Source organism: Nocardia carnea (assembly GCF_029868325.1).
Taxonomy (GTDB): Bacteria; Actinomycetota; Actinomycetes; order Mycobacteriales; family Mycobacteriaceae; genus Nocardia; species Nocardia carnea_C.
On the sequence record NZ_JARWNW010000096.1, the window covers coordinates 1 to 19452 of the forward strand.

Here is a 19452-nt window from a genome sequence, read left to right on the forward strand (position 1 = left end):
CGCCGCGCCTACGCAGGCCGGTGCGCCGGCACCGACCACTGAACAGATTCACCCGACCGTGTTCAAACAGGCAGGCGGGGAAAAATTATGGGGTCGTCGATGGAGGTCCCGTCGGGTGGGTTGAGTTTGTACCAGCCGCCCCACAGCCCGACCCCCCATGCCGTGCGCCGCCCCGGCGCAACGACCGGGTGCGAGCGCGTTCACCGCGGCACACACCTGTTCCGCATGCGCCTGCGGTATCGCGACCCGCGGCGGTGCGTAGGTGAGACCGGGCGCGCCGCGCCGGGGGGGGGGGGGGGGGGGCGCCGCCCCCTGACTCCGCGGTCCGGGCGCTTTGCTTGCCGGGCCGTGATCCCGGTGTTCTCGTGGACCGGTGATCGATCCAAGGTTTGTCTTCCTCGGCGCTGCCCTCAGCATGGTGGGAACGCTCAGTTACGCCCTGCTCACCGTGCGTGGCGAGGTGAAACCGAACAGGCTGTCGTGGTTCCTGTGGGCCGCCGCGTCGCTGACCGGATTCGGCGCCCAGCTCGACGACGGTGTCGGCCTGCCCGCGGTCCTCACCTTCTCGATGGGCGCCGGCCCGGCAATTGTGTTCCTCGCGTCGTTCGCGAACAGGTCGAGCTATTGGCGGTTGTCGTTCGCCGATCTGCTCTGCGGTGCCGCCTCGGTGATGGCGCTGGCCATCTGGCTCGCGTGGGATGACCCGCAGACGGCGGTGATCTTCGCCGTGCTCGGCGATCTGGCCGCGGCGATCCCGACCTTCCGTAAGGCCTGGTCGGCGCCCGGTACCGAGAATCCGCTCGTCTTCGGGCTCGTGGCGGTGAACGGGATCATCACCTTGCTCACGATCACCGTGTGGGAACCCGCAGTATGGGCGTTCCCGGTCTACGCGACCACGTTGGGGGTCGGACTCTGCCTGATCATCGTGCTCCGGCAGCGCATGGTCCGGAGCCGAACCACGCCACCTAAATGAAAATGGTTATCATTTGCTTGTGACTCGTTCTGCGCTTCTCCGCCCGCTGCCGGTGACCGTGCTGTCCGGATTCCTCGGCGCCGGTAAGACCACCCTGCTGAACCACATACTCGCCAACCGCGAAGGACGCCGGGTCGCGGTCATCGTCAACGATATGAGCGAGGTCAACATCGACGCGGCCCTCGTCGCCGGCCAAGGACATCTGGACCGGACCCAGGAGAAGCTGGTCGAACTCACCAACGGCTGTATCTGCTGCACCCTGCGTGAGGATCTGATCGAGGCGGTGGGAAAACTGGCCCGCGAGGGCCGCTTCGACCAGCTGGTGATCGAATCCACCGGTATCTCCGAGCCGATGTCGGTGGCGGCGACCTTCGAATGGGAATTCGAGGACGGCTTCTCCCTCGGCGAACTCGCCCGCCTCGACACCATGGTGACCGTGGTGGACGCCTCCACCTTCCTCACCGAGATCACCCGCGGCGAAACCCTGGCTGCCCGCAACCTGGAAGCCGGCGAGGGCGACGAACGCGGTATCGCCGATCTACTCGCCGACCAGGTGGAATTCGCCGATGTGCTGTTGATCAACAAGACCGACCTGGTGAGCCCGCAGATTGTGGGCGCCGTGGAAGCGGCCGTGCGGCGGATGAACCCGCGGGCCGAACTGATCCGCACCAGCAACGGCATCGTGGACCTGAGCGAGGTACTCGGCACCGGCCGCTACGACCCGGTGACCGCGGCGAACACCGAGGGCTGGGCGGACGAGCTGACAGGCGGGCATATACCGGAAACCGAGGAATACGGAATCAGCAGTATGACCTACCGGGCCGACCGGCCGTTCCACCCGCAGCGCCTGGCCGACGCGCTGACCCAGGTGCGCCGGCTGTTGCGCAGCAAGGGTTTCTGCTGGATAGCCAGCCGTCCCGGACTTGCCGCCATCTGGTCGCAGGCGGGCCCGAACCTCACCTTCGAACCCGCCGCCTGGTGGTCGTCGCTGGAGATCCCGGCAGGTCAGGAAATCGTTTTCATCGGCGTGCGGCTCGATCGCGCCGCCCTGCGGGACAGGCTGGACGGTGCGCTTCTCACCGACACCGAATACGCGGCCGGGCCGGGGGTTTGGACCACTTATCCCGACCCGCTCCCCGCGTGGGACACCGTCCACGAACACTCCTGAAACCCCGTACAAGTCGTACTGCCCGGCTGCGGTGAACTCCGGCCGAGTTCAGTTGGACAGCCCCGGAGCCCGGTGCACATAGGTGCGGTCGGTGACCTGGTCCAGCAAGAAGTCCGCGATATCGGCCCGTGCGATCTTCAGATCGAGACCGGTTACGTCCGGGCCGAATCCGTGGCGGTAGGTACCGGTGCGGGGGCCGTCGGTGAAGGCGCTGGGGCGCACAATGGTCCAATCCAGGTCACTGGCCCGCACGTAGCTCTCCTGCTGCTGATGGTCGGCGTACGCGGGGCGCAGCAGCAGGCCGAACATGATGTATTTCCACACGAAGTTCAGGTTTCCGCGGCTGTCGCCCGCGCCGAGGGTGGACTGGCAGATGAGCCGTTTCACCCCGGCCCGGTTCATCGCCTCGATCACCGTCCGGGTGCCCTCGGCCCGCACCACGCCCTTACGGCCGTTACCGAGCGCCACCACGACCGCGTCCTGGCCGGTGACGGCTCGTTCGACCGCACCGGGGTCGAGCACATCGCCTTCCACGATGTGCAGCCGTTCGTGTACCCGGCTGATCCGGGCGGCGTTCCGGGTGAGCGCGGTGACCTCGTACCCGCGTTCGAGCGCCTGGTCGACGATATGCCGTCCGAGAGTGCCGGTGGCTCCGAAGATCGCGATTCGCATTTTCCGCTCCTGGTCGAAAACTGTTGGCTGATGACTGAATCCAGTACATCCGACAACAGCGAGACGGAACATCGCTCGAACGCTCTCCTACATAAGCGAGCGTCTACATCGGTCCTACGGCGCGCGGAAGGCCCGCGCCGTAGGCTCGTCCGCCGGGTAGAACGCCTCGATATGCAACTCGTCGATCGTCACATCGGTGGCCGACATCGCCGATGTGGTGACACTGAAAAAGGAGAACTCCGTATCCCCCATGCTCAACCGCAGCGGCACCACCACATCCGCCCGTGCCGCAGTCCCGGTATCCCGGCACGGGTAGGCCGACACCTCTTCCAGCAGTGACCGCAGACGCGGATCGCCGGTGGATGCCAGCCGGGACCGGATCTGACTCAGCAGATGCCCCCGCCACTGGCCCAGGTTGCGGATCCGCGGCGCCAGACCGTCCGGGTGCAGGGAGATCCGGATCGCGTTGACCGGCGGTTCGAGCAGTTCCGGGGCGCATCCCTCGAGCAGCACGTCGGTGGCGGTATTGCGATCGACCACGTCCCAGCAGCGGTCCAATACCAACGCCGGATGCGGCAGGTGCGCGTCGAGCAAAGTGCGGAAGGCATCCATCACCGCACGCAGTTCCGGTGCGTCCGGATCACGCTGGCCGTAGCGCGGCGCATAACCGGCCGAGAGCAGCAGTTCATTGCGTTCCCGCAGCGGTACGTCCAGATGCGCCGCAAGCCGCTCGATCATCTCGCGGGTGGGTCGCGACCGGCCGGTCTCCACGAAACTCAGATGCCGCGTGGAAACCTCCGCCTGCGCGGCCAGCTGTAACTGGCTCAGCCGCCGCCGCTCCCGCCACGCGCGGATCAGCCCGCCTACCTGAGGTTCGGTGTCCACTGTCGCCACACCTCAAAGGCTAGCCGTTCCGGTAGCCGATCCCATTACCTCCGAGGTAATCGTCAGCACGCGGTTTCGTGGCGATGCTGTGAGCACAACATCACCCCACCCCGGAAGGATCACCCGATGAACGACATCGTCCGCACCTACCTGCAGACCTGGAACAGCACCGACCCGCAGGCCCGCACCGCACTGCTCAGCGAACACTGGGCACCGGAGGCCACCTACACCGATCCGCTCGCCGACGCGGCCGGCCGCGATGCCATCGCCACCACCATCGGCGCCGTGCACGAACAGTTCCCGGGTTTCGTCTTCACCCAGGTCGGCGAACCGGACAATCACCACCGCCAGGTCCGCTTCCAGTGGGGCCTGGGACCGGCCGGTGCGGAACCGGTGATCATCGGCTTCGATGTCCTGGTCACCGACGAACAGGGCCGTATCGACACAGTCCTCGGTTTTCTGGACAAGGTTCCGGGCTGAGATACCGGGACGGCCGCCGGGACAACGGGTGCCGGGTCCGCGGACACGGCATTCGGACGACCTTCGCTCCAGGTGCTGCCGACCGGCTCCTGCGGCCGTTCCGCCGCCCGGCACAGCCCGGCGCTCGTAGTCCTGTCCCGGCCCCGGGCTCGAACAGGACGAACTCAGGGCAGATCGAGGCGGCGCAGGCGGGCGTTGAGATAACGCTGTTCCGGCAGGCTTGCCGTGAGCGCGGCGGCACGGCGATAACTCACCCGTGCCGCCTCCGGGTCGCCGGCCATTTCGAAGAGGTGACCACGGACCGCGTAGGTGCGATGATGGCGTCGCATGGCAGGTTCGTCGAGCAGCGGCTCGGTCAGCCGCAGCCCGGCTTCCGGGCCCGCCACCATCGCGACCGCGACTGCCCGGTTGAGGGTTACCGCAGGGCTCGGCGCCACGCGGTCGAGCATGGCGTAGAGCACGACGATCTGCCGCCAGTCGGTGCTCTTCCAGGTGCGAGCTTCGGCATGGACGGCAGCGATCGCAGCCTCGAGCTGGTAGCGACCGATATGCCCGCGGGGCAGCACCCGTTCGAGTATGCCGACCCCCTCCGCGATCGCGTTGCCGTCCCACCGGCCACGATCCTGCTCCGACAGCGGCACCAGTTCACCGCGCGTATCGGTTCGTGCGGCGGCGCGGGCGTGGGTGAGCAGCATGAGCGCCAAGGCACCGGCGACCTCGTCGTGGTCGGGGACCGCCAGGTGCAGAATCCGGGTCAGCCGGATCGCCTCCGCCGCCAGGCCCGGATCATGCACGGACGCACCGGCGCTGAGGGTGTGTCCGGCCGTGAACATGACATGGCAGGTGTCGAGCACCGCAGCGACCCGGTCCGGCAGATCCGCCGGACCGGGTAGTTCGAACCGGGCACCCGCTCGGCGCAATATCGCTCGCGCCCGGGTGAGTCGCTGCGCCATCGTGCGTTCGGGGACCAGATAGGCGGCCGCGATCCGATCGGCCGGTATCCCGGCCACCGCGTGCAGCGTCAGCGCCACCTGTGACGACCGGGTGAGGCTCGGATGGCAGCACAGCAGGAAAAGCCGCAGCGTATCGTCGGCGGACTCGGAGCCGGGGAGCTCGGCGGCGGGCCCGAAACCGGTATCGGCCGGCTGCACCACGGCTGCTGCCACTTCGCGCCCGGCCCGCGCATGCTCGGCGCGTAGCCGGTCGATGAGACGCCGCGATGCCACCCGGATCAGCCAGCCCCGCGGATTGTCCGGTACCCCGTCCCGGGCCCACTGCACCGTGGCCGCCTCGGCCGCCTCCTGCGCGGCGTCCTCGCATTCACCGAGGTCGCCGTGGCGGCGCAGCAGCGCGGTGAGGATATGCGGCGCCTCCTGGCGCCACACCTCGGCCACCGCCAGGGTGTCGGCGGTCATCTGTCGTCGCCTCCCGGCCACATCGTGGGACGCAGTTCCACGGTCTCACCGGGTCCCGCGAATACCGCCGCGATCTCCTCGGCCCGCGCGTGATCCTCCACATCGATGAGAAAGAACCCGGCCAGATGCTCCTTGGCCTCGGAGTAGGGGCCGTCACCGGCCACCGGCCGGCCCGCTTCCCACCGGTACAACTGCGCGGCATCCGGCGATCCCAGCGCCTCACCGCCCAGCAACTCCCCCTTCTCCTGCATCTCGGTGAGCAAACGTTCGAAATCACCGCTGATACGGTCCTGCTCGGCCTGCGGAAGCGCCTGGAATTCGGCCAGGTAGTCACCGGTCGGGTGGCCCCACGGCTGCGGGTTCGAATGGATCAGAATCACGTATTTCACGACCTTGCTCCTCGCTCGGTGGCGGATGGACCCGTCCGATCCATCCTCACCGGGAACGTCGGAGCCGTGCCCACGTAGTCGACATCGATCCGGCCCCGATGTCGACCTACTCGCCCGGCAACGCCGTATCAGGCCCGGCCGAGGGCGAGGGTGACGTTGTGCCCGCCGAATCCGAAGGAGTTCGTCAGTGCGTACTCGCAAGCCTGCGGGCGCGCGCAGCCGTGCACGATATCGAGGTCGGCGTCGGAATTGTCGAGGTTGAGCGTGGGCGGGACGACCTGTTCGCGCAACGTGAGCGCGGTCAGGATCGTTTCCAGCGCACCGACCGCACCGATGGAATGACCCAGCGCCGATTTGGGCGCATAGACCGAGGCTTCCGGTGTCACCGCGGCAATCGCCGCGGCCTCGGACGCGTCGCCGATCGAGGTCGAGGTGGCGTGGGCGTTCACATGCCGGATATCGGCGGGCCGCAATCCCGCTGTCGCGATCGCTTTACGCATGGCCCGGGCCGCGCCCACGCCGGCCGGGTCGGAGGCAACGATGTGGTAGGCGTCGGAGGTGATACCCGCCCCGAGAATCCGGGCGTGGATACGGGCGCCGCGGGCGCGGGCGTGCCGCTCCGATTCGAGGACCATCAGGGCGCCGGCCTCACCGAACACGAAACCGTCGCGGTCCCGGTCGAACGGGCGGGAGGCGCGCTCCGGTTCGTCGTTACGGGTGCTCATCGCGCGCATCATGGCGAAACTCGCGATCGGCACGGCGTGGATATGGCCTTCCACACCGCCCGCGACAACGACATCGGCCTCCCCGGTGACGATCAGCCGCCATGCATGAGCGATCGCCTCGGTTCCCGAGGAACATGCGGAGACCGGTGCGAAAACCCCGGCTTTCGCGCCGATTTCGAGACTTACTGTCGCGGCGGGACCGTTCGGCATGACCATCGGTACCGACATCGGTGAAACCTTGCGATACCCGCCCGCCCGCATGGCGTCCACCGCGTCGATGAGCGCGTCGCCGCCGCCGAGTCCGGTACCGATACAGACCGCCAACCGCTCACCCTCCACCTCAGGGCGGCCCGCCGCGCCCCAGACCCGCCGGCCCAGCACCAAGGCGAGCTGCTCGACATACGAGTGCCGCCGCTGTTCGACCCGGGTGAGCTCGGCGCCGGGATGCGATTTCAGCTTGCCCCCGATACGTACCGGCAGGTCGTATTCGGCGACGAAATCGTCGTCGAGGGTGGTGATACCGGTTTCGCCGCGGAGCAGCGCGGCCCAGGTGTCGTCCATATCGTCGGCCAGCGAGGTGGCTCCCGCATAGGCGGTGACAACCACGTGGTCGGAATCCGGCCGAGTTCCTGAAGCGATCGGTACATTCACGGGGTTCATCAATACCTGTAGCGTTCGCTACAGTCAACCCATGGCCCGCCCCCTCGACCACGCCAAACGCGCCGAACTCCTCGACGCCGTGGTCCGCTATATCGCCGAACACGGCCTCGCGGACCTCTCCCTCCGCCCCCTGGCCGCCGCACTCGGCACCAGCTCCCGCATGCTGATCTACTACTTCGGCACCAAAGAAGAACTGCTGGTGCAGGCCCTGTCCACACACCGCCCCGACCTCAACGCCGTATTCGCCGATATCCACGACGCCACCGGGCTCCGCGAACGCCTGTGGAACTTCTATCGCTCCAACGCCACCGGCCCCGAAGCCGTCAGCAACACCGTCATGCTGCAGGTCCTCGGCGCGGCCTGCGCCCCCTCGGCCCCGTACGCCCGCTACGCCGACGAGGCCATCGCCACCTTCACCTCCGCCCTGACCGACCGGCTGCGCGAACTCGTTTCGCCGGAAGACCCCGAAGTCGTCGCCACCCTGCTGATCTCCGGCCTGCGCGGAATCCTCCAGGACCGCCTCATCACCGGCGATACCGAACGCACCGACCGAGCGGCCCGCCGCCTCATCGACCAGACCATCCGCTGAGGGCCCGGTCGCACGGCACTCCGACGACCTTCGCGCCATCCGCGGGGCCGGGCGCGCCGCCCGGTCGCCGTTGGTTTGTTCGGATGAGTAGCAACCAGCAGGCGGGTATCGTTATCGCATGACCGCCGTTCATGAGGAAATCATGACTACCGAGGAGTTCGAGGAACTCGCCCGGTTGGCCGGTCGAGTGTCAGAGGGGATTCGGCTGGAGTTCATCGACGGGCGGCTGGGGGCGAAGGCGTTGGCGGACGGCGACCACGGGCGGATCCTGCAGTGGCTGGTCCGCATGTTCATCCTGGTCAGGCCCGAACTGTTCCTCAGCATCGAGCAAGGCTTGCAGGTCGAGGCATACCGCAAAGGCAGGGCCCGGCCGGACGGTGTCCTCGCCGATGCCGACGCATTCGTCGGGCAGGGCGAATGGGCGGACCCGGCTCCGGTCCTGATGACGGTGGAGGTGACTTCCCACGACCGTGACACCGAGCACCGGGATCGCCGTGAGAAGCCCACCGCCTACGCGGCCACCGGTATCCCCGTCTACCTTCTGGTAGACCGGGAGCGTGCCGAGATCACCGTGTTCAGCCAGCCGGTGAATGATCGCTACCAGCGGCGTGTGACGGTGTCGATCGGTGACAGCGTCGAGCTGCCCGACCCGGTCGGACTCACCCTCGACACCGAACCGATCAAGGCCTGGGTCTGACAGGTCCCCGGCACCAGGCCGGCGTCCGACGGCACTGCGATCTGCTCGTTTCCGCTTACCGGTTCGGGTGGACCGTCGGCACCGACCCCTGCCGCGACCGGGCCCACGTAGGGTAACTGCGTGAATTTGTTGCCGTTGACCCCGCCGGGACAGACCCCGGTGCGGGTGCTCACCATCGCCGGGACCGATTCGGGTGGCGGCGCCGGAATCCAGGCCGATACCCGCACCATGGCGCTGTGCGGCGTGCATGCGCTGGTGGCGATTGCCGCGGTGACCGTGCAGAATTCAGTGGGGGTCAGCGGGTTCCATGAGGTCCCGCCGCAGGTGGTGGCCGATCAGGTGCGGTCGGTGGCCGGCGATATCGGGATCGGTGCCGCGAAGACGGGAATGCTCGCCTCCAGCGCCATCATCGAGGCGGTGGCCGCGGTCTGCCGGGAGGTCGGGATCGGGCGCGACGGCTCGGCGCCGCTGGTGGTGGACCCCGTTGCGGCGTCCATGCACGGCGACCCGCTGCTGCACACCGAGGCCTTGGACGCGGTGCGTTACACACTGTTCCCCCTGGCCACGATCGTGACGCCGAACCTCGACGAGATCCGGCTGCTGACGGGGGTGCGGGTCACCGATACGGCCTCGGCACGAACGGCGGCAGAGGCCTTGCACGCGCTGGGCCCGCAATGGGTGGTGGTGAAGGGCGGACATCTGCGCACCTCCGCCGACAGCACGGACCTGCTGTTCGACGGCGAACGTTTCCTCGAATTCCGGGCGCCCCGCATCGCCACCGGTAACGACCATGGCGGCGGCGATACCCTGGCCGCCGCACTGGCCTGCGCACTGGCCAACGGCTACTCGGTACCCGACGCGTTCGAATTCGCGAAGGAATGGACCCGCCGCTGCCTCGACGCCGCCTACGACCTGGGCAAAGGGCACGGCCCGGTATCCCCGCTATGGCGGCTGCACTGACCTGAACCTGTCGGTGCCCGCGCGCATACTGAGGGCGTTACGGAACAACACCACAACGGAGTGGCGCGAACAACGAAGTTCCGGTTGGTCCGTGGCCGAACCGCCGATGCATCGGCACCTCCGACAACTGAACCGTGGCCGGAGGCGAACCGGTCAGAGGGTGGCCAGGAGGAGATCCTCACCGCTGGACGGGCGCAGGCCGTCGGTCCGGCCGGAGAAATAACGGTCGGCAAGTGAAGCGCCCGCGACGTGGCGGGTTTCGGTGAGCCCGGCTGCGCGAGCGAGTGCCGTCATTTCGGCGGGGGTGTAGAAGCTGATGAACGGCGTTCCGGAGCTCTTGGCGCCTTCTTCGCTGGTCCGCAGCCCGGGACGGTCCGCATCGTCGAGGAGCTCGGAGGGCAGGAGGAAGGTCATCGCGAATGTCGATCCGGGCGCCAGCCCCGCGATCTGACGCAACGTCGCCGTAGTCGCGGCCTCGGTGAGGTAGTGCGAAACGCCGGTGGAGACGACGACCGCGGGCCGATGGGGGTCGAAACCCGCGGCGCGAAGTTGGTCCCACCAGTTCTCACTCGCCTCGAAATCGACCGGCACCAGATGCAGCCCGTCGGGAATCCCATAGCCGAGTTCGAGTAGCCGGCGGCGCTTCCAGGCTTGCGGGCCGGGCTGATCCACCTCGAACACCTGGAGGCGGGCGATCAGCTCGGGTCTGCGCTGGGCAAAAGTGTCCAGGCCGGCACCCAGGATGACGTACTGCGCAACGCCCTGGTCGACTTGCCCGGCAACGAGATCCTCGATGAATCGCGCCCGGGCGACAATGGCTGCCCGGAAGGTACTGGTGGCCTGTGGGTCCATATCGGGACGGGAACGCCATCCGTCATGGGGTGCGAGTAGTTGCAGGCCGATCTCGTCGGCGAGCACATGCGGCGGCGGATCGACTTGCAGATGCATCGCCCGCCAGAGGGCGACGCGTTCCGCGGTGATCTCCGGGGCCTCGGCCGCATCAGCCGGCATGATGCTCTCCCTCCTCGTGCGCTTCGCCGCGCGGAGCCTGCAGGCTCCAGAGTCGTCCGTCGGGGTCGCGTACGGTCATCTCGCGTGTACCGAAGTGGGTGTTCTCGAACGGTGTGACCACCTCGACGGCAGGGTCGAGCCGGAGCGCATCGGCGTCGGGCACCTTCAGCACGAGCTGCGTCCGGGGCTGTTTGTCTGCGGGCACCTCGGCGATGAACACATAGGGCCCGGTGCTGCTCCGGAATTGCCCGGACGCATGGTCTGTTTCGAATTCCAGGGTGTAACCCAATGCCTGAAAGAATTTGGCCGCTCGGCCCCAGTTGTGTGTCTCCAGGAATACGGCCTCGATACCTTCGGTCGACATATCTCTATTCCCTTCTGGGGTCCCGGTCGTCATTGCTCTTCTTCGGTCTCGAGGTAGGCGCGTAGCGCGTCGGCCACCAATGCGGACAGGGACTGCTCGGATTCGATGGCGCGGTATTTGACCTGCTTGATCAATCCGACCGGCAGGTACACGTTGAACTGTTTGACGTCTTCATCGCCCACTCTAGGATGCTAGCATCCTAGCCGCATCGCGCACACAGGAACCTCCCAGGTCGGCTGGAGCCCGGGCCCAGCTCGCCGGTCGAATCTGGTCGATATGACCGAGACCGTGACCGTCGCCGGACCGGCGGACCAAGTCGACGGCCCATCATCGCCCCCAGTGCTGGATGTGGTCGTCCCCGTGTACAACGAAGAGACCGACCTCGGCGTCTGCGTACGCCGCCTGCACGAATACCTGGGTAGCGGATTCCCGTTCCCGGCCCGGATCACCGTCGCCGATAACGCCAGCACCGATGCCACGCTCGCGGTGGCAGAACTGCTCGCCGCCGAACTCGGCGATGTCCGCGTGGTGCATCTCGAAGCGAAGGGCCGCGGCCGGGCGTTGCGAACCGTGTGGCAGGAGTCGGACGCGCAGGTCGTCGCCTATATGGATGTCGATCTGTCGACCGATCTCGATGCCCTGCTCCCGCTGGTCGCCCCGCTCGTCTCGGGCCATTCCGATCTGGCGATCGGCACCCGGCTGAGCGCCGGCTCGCGGGTGGTGCGCGGACCCAAACGCGAATTCATCTCCCGCTGCTACAACCTGCTGTTGAAGGCTTCGCTGCGGGCCCGTTTCTCCGATGCCCAATGCGGGTTCAAAGCAATGCGCACCGAGGTGGCGCGCACACTGTTGCCGCTGGTCGAGGACGGTGAATGGTTCTTCGACACCGAACTGCTGGTACTGGCCGAACGCGCCGGGCTACGGATCCACGAGATCCCGGTGGATTGGATCGATGACCCCGACAGCCGAGTGGATATCGTCGATACCGCCCGCAAGGACCTGCGGGGGATCTGGCGGATGGGCCGGGCATTGACCACCGGGTCACTACCGCTGGCCGAGCTGCGCCGGGCGGTGGGCCGGGAGCCGCTGGTCCCGGGGGTGCCGTTGGGCATGGTCGGTCAGTTGATCCGGTTCGCGCTGGTCGGCGCCGGTTCGACGCTCGCGTACGTACTGCTCTATCTGCTGATACAACCGGTGACCGGCGCGCAGGTCGCGAATTTCGCGGCGCTGTTCGTGACGGCGGTTGCCAATACGGCCGTCAACCGCGCGTTCACCTTCGGTGTGCGCGGGCAACGCGGGATGGCGTCGCATCAGTTCCAGGGCCTGCTGATATTCGGGTTCGGGCTGTTGGTGACCAGCGGATCGCTGTTCTCGCTGCATCACTGGGCGCCCGCGGCACCGGTCCAGCTGGAACTGTTCGTGCTGGTCGCGGCGAACCTGATCGCGACACTCATGCGTTTCGTCGGACTGCGCTGGGTGTTCCGCGACACCACCCGGCCCGCACAGCGCACCGTGGAGGTCGGCCGATGACTCTCACCGTCGTGCCCCCTTCGACAACAGAACCTGTCCCCGCCCGAAAAACCGGGCGCTCCCGCGCCGCCCGCTGGGAGTATCCGGCACTGGCTGTGCTGCTGCTCGCCACCGGACTCTCCTACCTGTACAACCTGAGCGCGAACGGTTGGGCGAACTCCTTCTACTCGGCGGCTGTCCAGGCCGGTTCGGTGTCGTGGAAGGCGTTCTTCTTCGGCTCCTCAGATGCCGCGAATTCCATCACCGTGGACAAACCCCCTGCCTCGCTGTGGGTGATGGAACTGTCGGTCCGGCTGTTCGGGTTGAACAGCTGGAGCATGCTGATCCCGCAGGTCCTACTGGGTTTGGCGACCGTGGCGCTGCTCTGGGCGACCGTCCGGCGTTCGTTCGGTCCCGCCGCGGGGCTGATCGCCGGTCTCGTCGTTGCGGTGACACCGGTGTTCGCCCTCATGTTCCGGTTCAACAATCCCGATGCCCTGCTCGTATTTCTGATGGTCGCCGCGGTGTGGGCGATGACGCGCGCACTCGAGGACGGCCGCTGGCGCTGGCTGGTGCTCACCGGCACCTGTATCGGTTTCGGTTTCCTGGCGAAACAGTTGCAGGTCATGCTGGTGGTGCCCGTGCTCGCGCTGGTGTACCTGTTCGCGGGTCCGCCGAAACTCGGTAAGCGGATCGCGCAGTTGTTCGCCGCGGGCGCGGCCATGGTAGTCGCGGCCGGGTGGTGGCTGCTGACGGTGGAACTGTGGCCGTCCGATTCCCGTCCGTATATCGGTGGCTCGCAGAACAACTCGATTATCGAGCTCACTCTCGGTTACAACGGGCTGGGCCGGCTGAACGGCAACGAGACCGGCAGCGTGGGGCCGGGCGGCGAGTTACCGCCGGGTGGAAACGGAATGTGGGGGCAGACCGGGATAACCCGGATGTTCGATCACGCCCAGGGCGGGCAGATCGCCTGGCTGCTCCCCGCGGCACTGATCGCGCTGGTCGCGGGTCTGCTGCTGCGCGGCCGGGCGGCACGTACCGACGGCGCACGGGCGCAGGTGCTGCTGTGGGGCGGGTGGCTGCTGATCACCGGACTGGTGTTCAGCTTCATGGCGGGAATTTTCCACCAGTACTACACGGTGGCACTGGCGCCCGCGATCGCTGCGCTGGTGGGTATCGGTGCGGTGTTGTTCTGGCGCAACCGGTCGCGCTGGTGGGTGCGTACGGCGGCGGCCGCCGCGGTCGGGTCGACCGCTGCCACCGCGTGGCTGCTGCTGTCGCGCAGTGCGGATTTCCTGCCGTGGCTGCGGTGGACGATCCTGGTGGGCGGCATCATCGCGACCCTCGCGCTCCTGCTACCGCTCCCCCGGCGCGCCGCTGTGGCGGCAGCCCTGCTCGCCGCGGCGGTGGGGTTGGGCGGCCCGATCGCCTATACCGTCGACACACTGAATTCCGCTCACAGCGGCCCGATCCCGACCGCCGGCCCGAGCACCGGGATGTTCGGGGGTATGCGGCCGCCGGGTATGCCGAACGGCGGTAACGGGCCGGGTGGAGTACCGCGTACGCCCGGCGGAACACCCGGTGCGCCGGACGGAACCGGCATGCCCACTATGCCCGGCGGAACCCACGGCACCGGGGCCGGGGATTCCGGGACTGCGGGTGGCACCGGCGACGGCGCTGCCGGCGGACCCGGTGGGATTCCCGGCGCGGCCCCCGGCAACGGCGCGCCCGCGGGCGACGGGACCTCACGCAACGGCGGCGCGGACGGCGGAATGGGCCGGCCCGGCGGGATGGGCGGTGGCCCCGGCGGCGGCGTGATGGGTGCGAGCGAACCCGGCGACGCCCTGATCACCTTGCTGACGGACAATGCCGACGCCTACACCTGGGCCGCGGCCACCGTATCCGCCAACGGTGCGGCCGGATACCAGCTGGCCACCGAAGAGCCGGTCATGCCGATCGGCGGATTCAACGGCAGCGACCCTTCACCCACCCTGGAACAGTTCCGGCAGTACGTCGAATCCGGGCAGGTCCACTACTTCCTCGGCGGTAGCGGCGGCGGTCCCGGCGGCCGAACCGGGACGGGTGCGGATATCACGCGATGGGTGCAGGAGCATTTCACCGCGCAGGAGGTCGACGGCGTAACCGTCTACGACCTGACCGCACCGAAGTAGGCACAGACAAGCGGCCCCGGGCAGATTCGCCCGGGGCCGCATGGATGGCGCTGGGGTCAGCCGGCGAAAACCTCGGTGAGATCACCGTAGAGGCGCTGTTCGGTGATCTTGTTGTCCGCGTTGACCGTCGCGTACACCGCGCCCGGGATATCGACCTCTTTACCGCTCTTCAGCCAGTAGTGGATCCGGATTTCGAACATCACCTCGGTGATACCGTCGGTCGCCGGATGCGGTTCGATCCAGTGCACCACCTTGTGTTCGATCTTCGTGGTCTGGTCGAGTACGTACTGGATGGACGCGGTCGCCGCGTCCCGGCCGGTCACCGGTTCGGCGTTCGCAAAGGTCAGCTTCACGTCATCGGTCATCAGCGCGGCCGCTTCGTCGAGCCGCCCGGAGTCGATGAGCTCGTAGTATTCCTCCGCCAGTTTCCGTACCGCCATCAACCACTCCTTGCCGAGTTACCCACGTGGGTAACGCTTTTCCGTAATGCGTGCCCAGGGTAGTCCAACATCGCGTCCCGCGCGCCCGATGAGCGCAACTCGGAACTCGCTTTCACTGCTGGTGAGCAAGCCCATAAGGATCCGCCGGCCGGACACGCCCGGCCGACCACATTTCAGCGCGCGGTGTAGCAGGTGTAGGTGACACCTCCAGCAGCGGTCGCACAGAGTGCACTGTGGCGTGTGAGCACCCGCATCCCGCGCCGTTGACCCGACCGGGGTACCGAAATCATAACGTCTCTCGTTATTAACGATGAGCGTTATATTATGTCTGTGATCGCATCGTTCGCAGACAAGGAGACAGAACTCGTGTTCCACCGGGTTGTGTCCACGAAGTTGCCGCAGGGCATCCAGCGCACCGCCCGCCGCAAGTTACTCCTCATCGATGCGGCAACCGACGTCAACGATCTTCGGATACCGCCCGGGAACCGGCTCGAAAAGCTCAGTGGCGACCGTGCGGGCCATTACAGCATCAGGGTGAACGACCAGTACAGGATCTGTTTCGCCTGGCATACCGGCGCTGCACATCGTGTCGAAATAACCGACTACCACTGACCGCACCCCCTATGAGGTACACGAGATGAACAATCCACTGGCTTCGCCCATCCACCCCGGCGAGATCCTGGTCGCGGATTTCCTGGAGCCGTTCGGGATCACCCAGCACCGGCTGGCCGTCATCATCGGAGTTCCGCCCCGCCGGATCAACGAGATCGTGCACGGCAAGCGTTCCATCACTGCCGATACCGCGCTGAGGCTCGGGAAAGTGTTCGGTAACAGCGCTCAATTCTGGCTCAACCTGCAGGATCGCTACGACCTCGACGTAACCGCGGACAAGCTCGGCGATTCCCTCGATCGGATCGTTCCACTGTCGGCCTGATATCAGTTCACGGGGTGATCGATGCGCGCAGCACCGCCCGCGGTGTGGGTTCCAGAACCGCGCCGATCGCGTCCAGGGCGACCGGGTCAGCGACCAGATCGTTCCAGGGCATGGTGCCGTGTGTCCGGGCCAGGAATTCGACAGCCCGGATGAGATGGCGGGGTTCGTAGTTGTGCACACCGGTGATGGTCAGCCAGCCGCGGACCACGGCCTCCGGGTCGAGCGCGACGGTAGGACCGGGTGTCACCGAACCGGCCAGCACCAGGCGCCCGCCGAGGTCGACTCGGGCCAGAGCGCCTGCCACGGCGTCGGGTGAACCGGAGAAGTCCAGTGCGATATCCACCGGACCGCCGAGGTCCGGGGTCGCGCCGAATCGCGCCGCCAGGTGCTGTCGCTCCGGATGCGGGTCACTGATCAGCACCTGCGCGCCCCGCTCGGTACAGGCTCCGGCAGCGGTGATGCCGAGCATGCCCGCACCACAGATCAGGACGCGGCGACCTCCCAGTTCGCCGGCCGCCTCGAGTACGGCCATGACGGTCGCGGTAGCGCATCCGGCGGGTGCGGCGACCGCGTCGGGAACCTTCTCCGGGACCGTGACCGTGGTGACGCCGGCGGGGAGCAGGATGTGTTCGGCGTATCCACCGGACAGCGGCCAGTCACCCGTGAACGCCTCGTGCCCGACCTTGCGCACCTGTTCGCATTTGGCCGTGAAGCCGCGCCGGCAGCGCCCGCACCGGCCGCAGGTGGCGGTGACCGACCAGACGATCCGCTCACCGATCTCCCGTTCGGCTCCGGGGCCCGCGGCCGCCACGTGTCCGACCGCTTCGTGTCCGAGGATCGACGGTGACGGCGCCGGGCGGCGCCCGGATACGGTGTGCAGATCGCTGCCGCAGACGGTGGCCAGGTCCACGCGGACCAGTAATTCCCCCGGGCCGGGAGTGGGTAGCTCGACATCGCGGACCCGGACCCCGTCGGCGGACCAGACGGCGGCGCGGGTCAGACGACGAGTGAGCGTATCCATCCGGAAAGCCTTTCGATGGTGTAGACGATGACGAAGACGACCAGGACGATCGCGCCCGCGATATCGAAGTTCAGTGTCCGGATGGCTTCGAACAGCAGGTATCCGATACCACCCGCGCCGACGATGCCCAGCACTGTCGAGGTGCGGATATTGACGTCGAGCAGGTAGAGGCTCGAGCCGATCAATGCCGGGACGGCCTGCGGGATGACCGCGGCGAACAGGGTTTTCCACCAGCCGCCACCGACCGCGCGTACCGCCTCCATGGGCCCGGGGTCGATCTCCTCGACCGCGTCGGCGACGAGTTTGCCCAGGAAACCGATGGATCCGATGGCCAGCGCGCAGGTTCCGGCGATCGGGCCGAGGCCGAGCGCCGCGACGAACACCACCGCGATGATCAGTTCCGGGACCGCCCGCACCACCAGGATCCAGGTTCGGGCCGGCCAATACAGCGCTGGATGCGGTGCGACATTGGCGGCACCGAGAATCCCGAGCGGAATCGAGAGCACCACCCCGATCGCGGTCGCCACCAGGCCGATGGCGATGGTCTGGAGGGCGGCGTCGAAAAGGTCGGCGCCGAGTGCGCCGAAGTCCGGCGGGATCATCCGGCCGAATACCTCGAACGACGGCCACGGCCAGGTGAACAGCGCGAACGGGTCGATATCGAGGACGACCAGCGACGCCAGGCTGGTGACTGCGAGCAGCGCACCGAAGGCGAAGCGTATCCGCCGGTCGCGGCGCGGACCCGCCTTCGACGGCGTCAGCAGGGTGCGGCGGATGACGATGGTGAGGACTTCCATGGCCGCGATGATCACGAGGATCACGGCGACGATGCCGAGGGCACGCGGGTAGATCAGACCGCGCAGCGCGTCCTGGAGGGCGAAACCGATGCCGCCCGCACCGACGAAACCGAGTACCACCGACATCCGCAGATTGATATCGATGCGGTAGACGAAGGTGCTGATCCAGGAGGGAATCGCCTGCGGGACGACGGCGTTCAGCATTTCCCGGAAGTAGCCGGCGCCGGTCGCGCGCACCGCTTCGCGTGGGCCCGGATCGGTCTGCTCGATGGCATCGGCGAACAGTTTGCCGAGCATCCCGATCGAATGCAGCGCCAGCGCGAGAATCCCGGGCAGTACGCCGATTCCGAGCGCGCGGACGAACAGCGCCGCGAACAGCAGATCCGGCATGGCCCGGCAGAACGTGATGACGGCCCTCGCCGCACCGTAGACCACGGGATGAGGAGTGGTGTTACGGGCGGCGAGGAACGCCAGCGGCACCGAGACCAGCGCGGCCAGTACGGTGCCGAGTATCGCCATCAGCAGGGTTTCGACGGCGAGGGAGGAGATGCGGCCGGGGTCGTCGAGCCGCGGCGGCAGCATCCGTTCCAGGAGCGCGGCGATCTCGTCGAGACCGTCGATCAGGGTGGCCGGCGCGAAATCGATGTACCAGGCGCCGGCCAGGGTGGCCAGGACCGCGGCCGCGGCGCAGGCCCGCAGCAGCACGGTGCGAATCGTGTTCGGTACCGGCGGTTTCGCGGCCGGGCGTACCGGGGCGAGTAACGCATTCATCGTGGTTCGACCGCGTTCGACCCGGCCACCGCCGGTTCGACCCGCTGATAGATCTCCATGACCTCGTCCCGGGACAACCCCACCGCGGGACGGTCGAGCACCTTCGCCCCGCCCCGTAACCCGATCAGCCGGTGCGCCCAGCCCATCGCCAGATCCACCTGGTGCAGGGTGCACAGCACCGTCAGTTTCTCCTCGATGCACACCCGGAACAGCAGATCCATCACCACGCCCGCGTTCTCGGGGTCGAGGGAGGCCACGGGTTCATCGGCGAGCAGCACCTTGGGTTGTTGCATGAGGGTGCGGGCGATCGCGACCCGCTGCTGCTGGCCGCCGGACAGCGTATCGGCGCGGCGTTCGGCGAGATCGGCGAGCCCGACCCGGTCCAGATGCTGGAGCGCCTCGGCCCGCATCCGTTTCGGGTAGGTGAGCGCCCCGTAGCGGGGCAGCGCGATCCGGCCGAGCCCGCCGATGAGCACGTTCTCCAGGCAGCTGAGCCGCCCGACCAGGTTGAATTGCTGGAAGACGAATCCCACGTCACGCCGAAGTGCGCGCAGGCGGGCCCCGGAGGCGAGGTCGACGCGGGTCCCGTCGACCTCGACCCGGCCCGAGCTCACCGGGTGCAGGCCGTTGAGGCAGCGCAGCAGGGTCGATTTGCCGGACCCGGAAAGTCCCAGCAGCACGACCATTTCACTGCGGTGCACCTCGAACGACACCTCGTCGAGCGCAGTGGTTTCGCCGAATTTCTTGGTGACCGATTGTGCGGAGATGACGGTGTCGTCGCCGGCGACGGTCGGACGGTGCGGCGCGGGAGGCATCGA

General features: G+C 67.5%; 22 protein-coding genes. 10 read left to right on the top strand and 12 right to left on the bottom strand.

The features are described 5' to 3' along the window. Nucleotides 1-373: 373 nt before the first annotated feature. On the top strand, nucleotides 374-973 hold the full coding sequence (locus tag QH196_RS06030; protein WP_280414747.1) for a hypothetical protein: 600 nt from the start codon (nucleotides 374-376) through the stop codon (nucleotides 971-973). Nucleotides 974-992: 19 nt separating this feature from the next. After that, nucleotides 993-2141: a GTP-binding protein gene (locus QH196_RS06035; protein WP_280414748.1), complete on the top strand. Its 1149-nt coding sequence runs from the start codon at nucleotides 993-995 to the stop codon at nucleotides 2139-2141. Nucleotides 2142-2189: 48 nt separating this feature from the next. On the opposite strand, the gene QH196_RS06040 is transcribed toward QH196_RS06035, so the two are convergent. Together QH196_RS06040 and QH196_RS06045 are read right to left on the bottom strand one after the other, a co-directional pair. Beyond that, nucleotides 2190-2813 (bottom strand): NAD(P)-dependent oxidoreductase, encoded by a 624-nt coding sequence (locus QH196_RS06040; RefSeq protein ID WP_280414749.1) that lies wholly within the window; start codon nucleotides 2811-2813, stop codon nucleotides 2190-2192. Nucleotides 2814-2927: 114 nt separating this feature from the next. Then, nucleotides 2928-3707, bottom strand: a complete 780-nt coding sequence (locus QH196_RS06045) for a helix-turn-helix domain-containing protein (RefSeq protein WP_280414750.1) — start codon at nucleotides 3705-3707, stop codon at nucleotides 2928-2930. Between the two features lie 117 nt (nucleotides 3708-3824). On the opposite strand from QH196_RS06045, the gene QH196_RS06050 reads away from it, so the two are divergent. Beyond that, nucleotides 3825-4178 carry a nuclear transport factor 2 family protein gene (locus QH196_RS06050; protein ID WP_280414751.1) on the top strand — a complete coding sequence of 118 codons (354 nt, stop codon included), beginning with the start codon at nucleotides 3825-3827 and terminating at the stop codon, nucleotides 4176-4178. A 164-nt stretch (nucleotides 4179-4342) separates the two neighbouring features. Here the strand turns inward: QH196_RS06050 and QH196_RS06055 are convergent, their stop codons facing one another. From QH196_RS06055 to QH196_RS06065, 3 genes are all read right to left on the bottom strand, one after another. Further along, a complete protein-coding gene (locus QH196_RS06055; RefSeq protein WP_280414752.1) occupies nucleotides 4343-5593 on the bottom strand; it encodes an RNA polymerase sigma factor in 1251 nt (416 codons plus the stop codon). Then, nucleotides 5590-5982, bottom strand: a complete 393-nt coding sequence (locus QH196_RS06060; RefSeq protein ID WP_280414753.1) for a YciI family protein — start codon at nucleotides 5980-5982, stop codon at nucleotides 5590-5592. The genes QH196_RS06055 and QH196_RS06060 overlap by 4 nt, the downstream gene beginning before the upstream one ends. Before the next feature lie 128 nt (nucleotides 5983-6110). Beyond that, nucleotides 6111-7367: a KasA/KasB family beta-ketoacyl-ACP synthase gene (locus QH196_RS06065; protein ID WP_280414754.1), complete on the bottom strand. Its 1257-nt coding sequence runs from the start codon at nucleotides 7365-7367 to the stop codon at nucleotides 6111-6113. A 31-nt stretch (nucleotides 7368-7398) separates the two neighbouring features. Between QH196_RS06065 and QH196_RS06070 the strand changes: the two genes are divergently transcribed. The 3 genes from QH196_RS06070 to thiD all read left to right on the top strand — a co-directional run bounded on the left by QH196_RS06070 (nucleotide 7399) and on the right by thiD (nucleotide 9613). After that, on the top strand, nucleotides 7399-7956 hold the full coding sequence (locus tag QH196_RS06070) for a TetR/AcrR family transcriptional regulator (RefSeq protein ID WP_280414755.1): 558 nt from the start codon (nucleotides 7399-7401) through the stop codon (nucleotides 7954-7956). A 118-nt stretch (nucleotides 7957-8074) separates the two neighbouring features. Then, the gene (locus tag QH196_RS06075) at nucleotides 8075-8653 is read left to right on the top strand and encodes a Uma2 family endonuclease (RefSeq protein ID WP_280414756.1); all 579 of its coding nucleotides are present in this window, start codon (nucleotides 8075-8077) and stop codon (nucleotides 8651-8653) included. 120 nt (nucleotides 8654-8773) lie between these two features. Then, entirely contained in the window at nucleotides 8774-9613 is an 840-nt protein-coding gene (gene thiD / locus QH196_RS06080; RefSeq protein WP_280414757.1) for a bifunctional hydroxymethylpyrimidine kinase/phosphomethylpyrimidine kinase, read from the top strand. Nucleotides 9614-9766: 153 nt separating this feature from the next. Here thiD and QH196_RS06085 read toward each other — a convergent pair whose 3' ends face one another. The 3 genes from QH196_RS06085 to QH196_RS06095 are packed head-to-tail and all read right to left on the bottom strand — an operon-like array spanning nucleotide 9767 to nucleotide 11170. Beyond that, the gene (locus QH196_RS06085) at nucleotides 9767-10624 is read right to left on the bottom strand and encodes a class I SAM-dependent methyltransferase (RefSeq protein WP_280414758.1); all 858 of its coding nucleotides are present in this window, start codon (nucleotides 10622-10624) and stop codon (nucleotides 9767-9769) included. Beyond that, on the bottom strand, nucleotides 10614-10988 hold the full coding sequence (locus QH196_RS06090) for a VOC family protein (protein WP_280414759.1): 375 nt from the start codon (nucleotides 10986-10988) through the stop codon (nucleotides 10614-10616). The genes QH196_RS06085 and QH196_RS06090 overlap by 11 nt, the downstream gene beginning before the upstream one ends. A 29-nt stretch (nucleotides 10989-11017) precedes the next feature. Continuing rightward, nucleotides 11018-11170, bottom strand: a complete 153-nt coding sequence (locus QH196_RS06095; RefSeq protein WP_280414760.1) for a CopG family transcriptional regulator — start codon at nucleotides 11168-11170, stop codon at nucleotides 11018-11020. A gap of 94 nt (nucleotides 11171-11264) precedes the next feature. On the opposite strand from QH196_RS06095, the gene QH196_RS06100 reads away from it, so the two are divergent. Both QH196_RS06100 and QH196_RS06105 read left to right on the top strand, forming a co-directional pair. Continuing rightward, nucleotides 11265-12518: a bifunctional glycosyltransferase family 2/GtrA family protein gene (locus QH196_RS06100; protein ID WP_280414761.1), complete on the top strand. Its 1254-nt coding sequence runs from the start codon at nucleotides 11265-11267 to the stop codon at nucleotides 12516-12518. After that, nucleotides 12515-14671 (top strand): glycosyltransferase family 39 protein, encoded by a 2157-nt coding sequence (locus tag QH196_RS06105; protein WP_280414762.1) that lies wholly within the window; start codon nucleotides 12515-12517, stop codon nucleotides 14669-14671. The genes QH196_RS06100 and QH196_RS06105 overlap by 4 nt, the downstream gene beginning before the upstream one ends. Nucleotides 14672-14727: 56 nt before the next feature. On the opposite strand, the gene QH196_RS06110 is transcribed toward QH196_RS06105, so the two are convergent. Continuing rightward, nucleotides 14728-15111, bottom strand: a complete 384-nt coding sequence (locus QH196_RS06110) for a nuclear transport factor 2 family protein (RefSeq protein WP_280414763.1) — start codon at nucleotides 15109-15111, stop codon at nucleotides 14728-14730. 330 nt (nucleotides 15112-15441) lie between these two features. Between QH196_RS06110 and QH196_RS06115 the strand changes: the two genes are divergently transcribed. Together QH196_RS06115 and QH196_RS06120 are read left to right on the top strand one after the other, a co-directional pair. Continuing rightward, entirely contained in the window at nucleotides 15442-15723 is a 282-nt protein-coding gene (locus tag QH196_RS06115) for a type II toxin-antitoxin system RelE/ParE family toxin (RefSeq protein ID WP_280414764.1), read from the top strand. Nucleotides 15724-15748: 25 nt separating this feature from the next. Beyond that, nucleotides 15749-16045 carry a HigA family addiction module antitoxin gene (locus QH196_RS06120; protein WP_280414765.1) on the top strand — a complete coding sequence of 99 codons (297 nt, stop codon included), beginning with the start codon at nucleotides 15749-15751 and terminating at the stop codon, nucleotides 16043-16045. 7 nt (nucleotides 16046-16052) lie between these two features. On the opposite strand, the gene QH196_RS06125 is transcribed toward QH196_RS06120, so the two are convergent. From QH196_RS06125 to phnC, 3 genes are read right to left on the bottom strand one after another with little or no spacing between them, the layout of a single operon-like run. Beyond that, nucleotides 16053-17066, bottom strand: a complete 1014-nt coding sequence (locus QH196_RS06125) for a zinc-binding dehydrogenase (protein WP_280414766.1) — start codon at nucleotides 17064-17066, stop codon at nucleotides 16053-16055. Next, nucleotides 17042-18634, bottom strand: coding sequence for a phosphonate ABC transporter, permease protein PhnE (gene phnE / locus QH196_RS06130; protein WP_280414767.1), 1593 nt, complete (start codon nucleotides 18632-18634; stop codon nucleotides 17042-17044). The genes QH196_RS06125 and phnE overlap by 25 nt, the downstream gene beginning before the upstream one ends. Continuing rightward, a complete protein-coding gene (gene phnC / locus QH196_RS06135) occupies nucleotides 18631-19449 on the bottom strand; it encodes a phosphonate ABC transporter ATP-binding protein (RefSeq protein WP_280414768.1) in 819 nt (272 codons plus the stop codon). The genes phnE and phnC overlap by 4 nt, the downstream gene beginning before the upstream one ends. Between the last annotated feature and the right edge of the window lie 3 nt (nucleotides 19450-19452).

What these genes read in the sequence shown, in the direction of transcription:
- QH196_RS06085 (WP_280414758.1), bottom strand. Translation starts at nt 10,624, where the DNA reads ATGCCGGCTGATGCGGCCGAGGCCCCGGAGATCACCGCGGAACGCGTC.
- QH196_RS06055 (WP_280414752.1), bottom strand. Translation starts at nt 5,593, where the DNA reads ATGACCGCCGACACCCTGGCGGTGGCCGAGGTGTGGCGCCAGGAGGCG.
- QH196_RS06075 (WP_280414756.1), top strand. Translation starts at nt 8,075, where the DNA reads ATGACCGCCGTTCATGAGGAAATCATGACTACCGAGGAGTTCGAGGAA.
- phnE (WP_280414767.1), bottom strand. Translation starts at nt 18,634, where the DNA reads ATGAATGCGTTACTCGCCCCGGTACGCCCGGCCGCGAAACCGCCGGTA.
- QH196_RS06105 (WP_280414762.1), top strand. Translation starts at nt 12,515, where the DNA reads ATGACTCTCACCGTCGTGCCCCCTTCGACAACAGAACCTGTCCCCGCC.
- QH196_RS06050 (WP_280414751.1), top strand. Translation starts at nt 3,825, where the DNA reads ATGAACGACATCGTCCGCACCTACCTGCAGACCTGGAACAGCACCGAC.
- QH196_RS06090 (WP_280414759.1), bottom strand. Translation starts at nt 10,988, where the DNA reads ATGTCGACCGAAGGTATCGAGGCCGTATTCCTGGAGACACACAACTGG.
- QH196_RS06110 (WP_280414763.1), bottom strand. Translation starts at nt 15,111, where the DNA reads ATGGCGGTACGGAAACTGGCGGAGGAATACTACGAGCTCATCGACTCC.
- phnC (WP_280414768.1), bottom strand. Translation starts at nt 19,449, where the DNA reads ATGCCTCCCGCGCCGCACCGTCCGACCGTCGCCGGCGACGACACCGTC.
- QH196_RS06070 (WP_280414755.1), top strand. Translation starts at nt 7,399, where the DNA reads ATGGCCCGCCCCCTCGACCACGCCAAACGCGCCGAACTCCTCGACGCC.
- QH196_RS06040 (WP_280414749.1), bottom strand. Translation starts at nt 2,813, where the DNA reads ATGCGAATCGCGATCTTCGGAGCCACCGGCACTCTCGGACGGCATATC.
- QH196_RS06125 (WP_280414766.1), bottom strand. Translation starts at nt 17,066, where the DNA reads ATGGATACGCTCACTCGTCGTCTGACCCGCGCCGCCGTCTGGTCCGCC.
- QH196_RS06120 (WP_280414765.1), top strand. Translation starts at nt 15,749, where the DNA reads ATGAACAATCCACTGGCTTCGCCCATCCACCCCGGCGAGATCCTGGTC.
- QH196_RS06065 (WP_280414754.1), bottom strand. Translation starts at nt 7,367, where the DNA reads ATGAACCCCGTGAATGTACCGATCGCTTCAGGAACTCGGCCGGATTCC.
- QH196_RS06100 (WP_280414761.1), top strand. Translation starts at nt 11,265, where the DNA reads ATGACCGAGACCGTGACCGTCGCCGGACCGGCGGACCAAGTCGACGGC.